This is a genomic window from Streptomyces sp. KLMMK (assembly GCF_036961605.1).
Lineage (GTDB): Bacteria > Actinomycetota > Actinomycetes > Streptomycetales > Streptomycetaceae > Streptomyces > Streptomyces telluris.
Genome location: NZ_JBAMDC010000491.1, coordinates 1 through 4,227, shown reverse-complemented (window position 1 = coordinate 4,227; position 4,227 = coordinate 1). Strand labels below are relative to the sequence as shown.

The following is a 4,227-nucleotide window of genomic DNA, read 5'->3' as shown; positions in this document are numbered from 1 at the left end:
CGGGCGGGCGGCGGATCGTCTGCGCGGCGTTGTTGACCAGGATGTCCAGCGGCCGGCCCTCGTCCCTCAGCCGCTCGCACAGGCCGAGCACCTGGCGGGGGTCGCGCAGGTCGATGCCGATCACGGTGAGCCGGTCCCGCCACGCCTCGCTGCCCTCGGCCGCGTGGAAGCGGCGGACGGTGTCGCGCGGGAAGCGGCTGGTGACCAGCAGCTCCGCGCCGTCGCGCAGCATCATCAGGGCGAGCTGGAAGCCGATCTTGACCCGGCCGCCGGTGAGCAGGGCCCGGCGGCCCGTCAGGTCGGTGCGCAGGCCCCGCCGCTCGGCGTTGCCGGCGGCGCAGCCGGGACAGAGCAGGTGGTAGAAGGCGTCGGCCTGCCGGTAGGGGGTCTTGCAGACGTAGCAGCGGCGCGAGCGGCTGTACGTGCCTGCCGAACCGGGGGCCTCCAGCGGTGCGTCCTCGCGGCGGGCGAGGGCGCCCGTCGCCGTGGCGGCGGCCACGCGGGCGTCCGCCGCGGCCTGTTCCTCGCGGCGGGCCCTGCGGCGGCGGTGCCGTCCGTCGCGCACGAAGGACGAGGCGACCTGCTCGGCGCGCAGCCGCACCGGGTCGTCGAGGGGCAGTTGCCTCAGCAGGCCGACCGTGCGGTCGAAGGCCGCGAGCTCGTCCTCGGTGAGGTCTCCGAGACCGGTGGTGCCGGGAGTGCCGGTGGTGTCCGTCGTACCGGTGGTGCCGGTGGTGCCGCCCACGTCCGCGTCGTCCCCGTCCCCGTCACGGAGCCCCCGGCCCCGCCTCGTTCACATCTTGAGCCTGCTCGTACGGCCGGATTCGAACCGGCGTCCTCCGAACCTGCCAGGCCGGCGCGTCCGCCTCTGCGCTACGCACGAGCATTGGCCAGCACCCTACCCATCGTTTCGACGGCGGCCAAACGGATATCGGAGCAGGTCAGGGCAATCCGCCAGGAGGGGCCGACCGGGCGGGGCCTGCGACGCAGGACCGGGGAAGTCGGGGTCGCCCCGTGGGCGTCACCGGGGCCGATCGGCTCTAGACTTCAAGAGATCTCCTGTTCATGCCCATTGCGCCGGGGGCCGCCGTGAGCGAATTCGCCGAGGCCATGCAGCAGCGCGTACGGCAGGCCCGGAAGGCCCTGGAGGAGGCCGAGTCGGCCGGGGACGCCTACGAGATCGCCGTGGCTGCGGACGAGCTGGAGGACGCTCTGCGTCTGGCCCGCGCCCACGGCGTCGACACCGGATAGCCGGCGCGGGCTAGAGGTCGTTCCCCGCGTACGAGAGGTTGAAGCTCTTGTTGGCCAGGGGGAAGTCGGGGACGATCGTGTCCGCCAGGGCCACGGGCAGGGCGGGCCAGTTGAAGAAGGACGGGTCGACGGTCTTGACGCGCGTGAGCGCGTCGCCGGTCCCGAGTTCGACCCGCGTGGTGATGGTGCCGCGCCAGCCCTCCACGATGCCGACGCCCGCGCGGCGGGTGCTGCGGGCGAACAGCGGCGGCCAGGCGAGCGAGGTCCCGGTCGTCCGGCCCGGCGTGAGACCGGCCACGAGCCGCTCGGCCATGGCGAGGGAGGTCTCGATCTCCTCGGCCCGGACGAGGAAGCGGGCCAGGACGTCGCCGGTGGTGTGAACGGGGACGGTGAAGGCCCCGGTGTGCTCGTGGAAGGGGTGGCTCGCCCGGGCGTCGGCGGACAGGCCGCTGGCCCGGGCGACGTAGCCGAGGCAGCCGAGGTCGCGGGCCGCAGTGACGTCGAGGCGGGCGGTGCCGGTGAAGCGGTCGCGCACGGTGCTGTGGCCGAGGGCGAGCGTGACGATGTCGCGGATCTCCCGGCCCAGTTCCGCGAGCCGGGCGGGGCCGGGCACGGCCTGCAGGTCGGAGCCGCCGGGCACGACGCCGCCGCGCAGCAGCCGGTGGCCGGTGACCTCGTGGTTGAGGCGCAGCAGGCGTTCGCGGACGTGCTGGGCGCGGGCGCTCAGGACGCCGTGGCCGACGTCGTTGCAGAGGGCTCCGAGGTCGGCGACGTGGTTGTGGAGGCGTTCGAGTTCGAGGAGGAGCGCGCGGGCGCGGCGCGCGTCCACGGGGACGTGCGCGCCGGTGGCCTCCTCCACGGCGAGGCAGTAGGCGAGGGCGTGGCCGACGGCGGTGTCGCCGCTGATGCGCTCGGCGAGCGGCAGGCCCTGCTCGGGGGTGCGGCCCTCGAAGAGCTTCTCGATACCCTTGTGGACGAACCACAGGCGGGCCTTGAGCTTGATGATCGTCTCGCCGACGACGGAGAAGCGGAAGTGGCCGGGTTCGATGATGCCCGCGTGGACGGGGCCGACGGGGATCTCGTAGACGCCTTCCCCCTCGACCTCCGGGAAGGGGTAGGGGCCTTCGGGTTCGGCGAAGGGCGGGGGCGGCCCGGCGTCGGGGTGCATCGGGTACCAGCCGCGCGGCCAGTGGAAGTGGCGCACGAGGCGGTGCGGGAGCGGGTGGTCCAGCGGCACGATGCCGTGCAGGTCGCGCATCTCGCGCTCGAAACGGCCGGCGGGGAAGGAGAGGTGGGCGAGGGTGGGGAGTTCGGGGGCCTTGGGGTCGAGGCGGACGTGGAGCTCGGTGCGGGTGTCGGGCGGGCCGGCCACGAAGAGGTAGACGACGCGGACGGCCCGGCCGCCGGGTTCGTCGGCGCTGTCGTGGTGGGCGGCGACGAGGGCGAGGCGGTGGCCGCCGCCGAGCAGGCCGGCGGCTCTGCCGGGCAGGTCGGCGGGGCCGATGTCGGTGACGGTGCGGTGTGCGGTGCCCGGTTGCATGCTCAGTGGCCTCCGATGATCTCGCCGGCCTCGGTCAGCAGGGCGGTGAGGGGGCCGGTCGTGACGCCGAGGGCCGCGCAGGCGGCCAGCCCGGCGACGAGGGGGGCCGCGGCGTCGGCGCCGAGCGGTACGGGTTCTTCCTCGTCGTCCTCGCCCGGCGGCGGGCCCAGGAGCATACGGGAGGTGCGCGCGGCCAGGGCGCCGAAGGCGACGAGCATCAGGACGAGGGCGGCGGCCAGGGCCCAGCGGGGGCCGGAGAGGAAGCCGGCCCGCACGATGCCCAGTTCGGAGGCGAACAGGCCGAACGGCGGGAACCCGAGGAGGGCGATCACGGCCGCGGCGAAGGCGGCGCCGAGGCAGGGCGAGTGGGCGAGCAGTCCCCGGATCCTGCCGATGCGGGTGGTCCCGCACAGTCGCGCGATGTGGCCGGAGGCGCAGAACGCGACGGTCTTGGCGAGGCCGTGGCCGGTCATGTGCAGCAGGACGGCGGAGAGGGCGAGCGGGCTGCCGACGGCGGTGCCGAGGGCGATCAGGCTCATGTGCTCCATGCTGGAGTAGGCCAGCATGCGCTTGCAGTCGCGCTGGGCCAGCAGGAGGGCCGCCGCGAGCGCGAGGGTGACCAGGGCGACGCCGGCGAGCAGGGTACGGGCGAAGCCGGCGCCGAGGGCCTCGTCCGCGATGACCTTGTAGCGCAGGAGGCCCGCGAAGGCCACCGCGAGCAGGACCCCGGACATCAGGGCGGAGACCGGAGCGGGGGCCTGGCTGTGGGCGTCGGGCAGCCAGGCGTGCAGGGGCACGAGGCCGGCCTTGGCCCCGAAGCCGAGGACGACCAGGCCGGTCGCCAGGCGGACGACCGAAGGGTCGAGCCGGTCCGCGCGGGCGGCGAGGGTCTGCCAGTCCAGGGCGTACGCCTCGGGGATGCCGGCCTGGCGGGCCGCGTAGTAGACGAGCACAGTGCCGAGGAAGGCCAGGGCGATGCCCGCCGAGCAGATCACCACGTACTTCCAGGCGGCTTCGACCGAGGCACGGGTGCGCCGGTGGCCGACGAGGAACGCGGTGACGACGGTGGTGGCCTCGATGGCGACCCACAGGACGCCGAGGTTGGCGGCGAGGACCGCGGCGCTCATGGCGGCGAGGAAGGCGTGGATCAGCAGGTGGTAGCGGCGGGTCGCGGGAAGGTCGGTGCGCTCGTGGGCGAGGTGGGCCGGGTTGGCGGCGCACGCGAGGCAGGCGACCGCGCCGACGGTGAGCAGCATCCACACGGTCAGCGCGTCGGCACGCAGCAGCCGCCCGTAGGCGGTGACGGGCCCGTCGTCGGGGACCGTGCAGGCGAGCACGGCCCCGCAGGTGAGGATCGCGAACGGCGAGACGAGTCCCAGCCGCCCGGTGAGCGGCCGCGGCGCGGTGCCGCTCCGCGGGCCCGGTCCGGCAGGGGC

At 74.9% G+C, this 4,227-nt stretch carries 4 protein-coding genes and 1 tRNA gene; 1 reads left to right on the top strand and 4 read right to left on the bottom strand.

The annotated features are described in order from the left end of the window. Both V7793_RS34245 and V7793_RS34240 read right to left on the bottom strand, forming a co-directional pair. Positions 1–631 (bottom strand): SDR family NAD(P)-dependent oxidoreductase (locus tag V7793_RS34245; RefSeq protein WP_336013604.1); only part of this gene is annotated, 631 nt, incomplete at its 3' end. Positions 632–809: 178 nt separating this feature from the next. Next, positions 810–883 (bottom strand) — tRNA-Ala (locus V7793_RS34240). 182 nt (positions 884–1,065) lie between these two features. Here V7793_RS34240 and V7793_RS34235 point away from each other — a divergent pair. Next, a complete protein-coding gene (locus V7793_RS34235; protein ID WP_336013602.1) occupies positions 1,066–1,251 on the top strand; it encodes a hypothetical protein in 186 nt (61 codons plus the stop codon). A gap of 10 nt (positions 1,252–1,261) precedes the next feature. On the opposite strand, the gene V7793_RS34230 is transcribed toward V7793_RS34235, so the two are convergent. Together V7793_RS34230 and V7793_RS34225 are read right to left on the bottom strand one after the other, a co-directional pair. Then, positions 1,262–2,791, bottom strand: coding sequence for a hydrogenase large subunit (locus tag V7793_RS34230; RefSeq protein WP_336013600.1), 1,530 nt, complete (start codon positions 2,789–2,791; stop codon positions 1,262–1,264). A 2-nt stretch (positions 2,792–2,793) separates the two neighbouring features. Next, positions 2,794–4,227 (bottom strand): proton-conducting transporter transmembrane domain-containing protein (locus V7793_RS34225; RefSeq protein WP_336013598.1); only part of this gene is annotated, 1,434 nt, incomplete at its 5' end.

Coding starts and splice junctions, on each gene's coding strand:
- V7793_RS34230 (WP_336013600.1), bottom strand. CDS start 2,791: ATGCAACCGGGCACCGCACACCGCACCGTCACCGACATCGGCCCCGCC.
- V7793_RS34235 (WP_336013602.1), top strand. CDS start 1,066: ATGCCCATTGCGCCGGGGGCCGCCGTGAGCGAATTCGCCGAGGCCATG.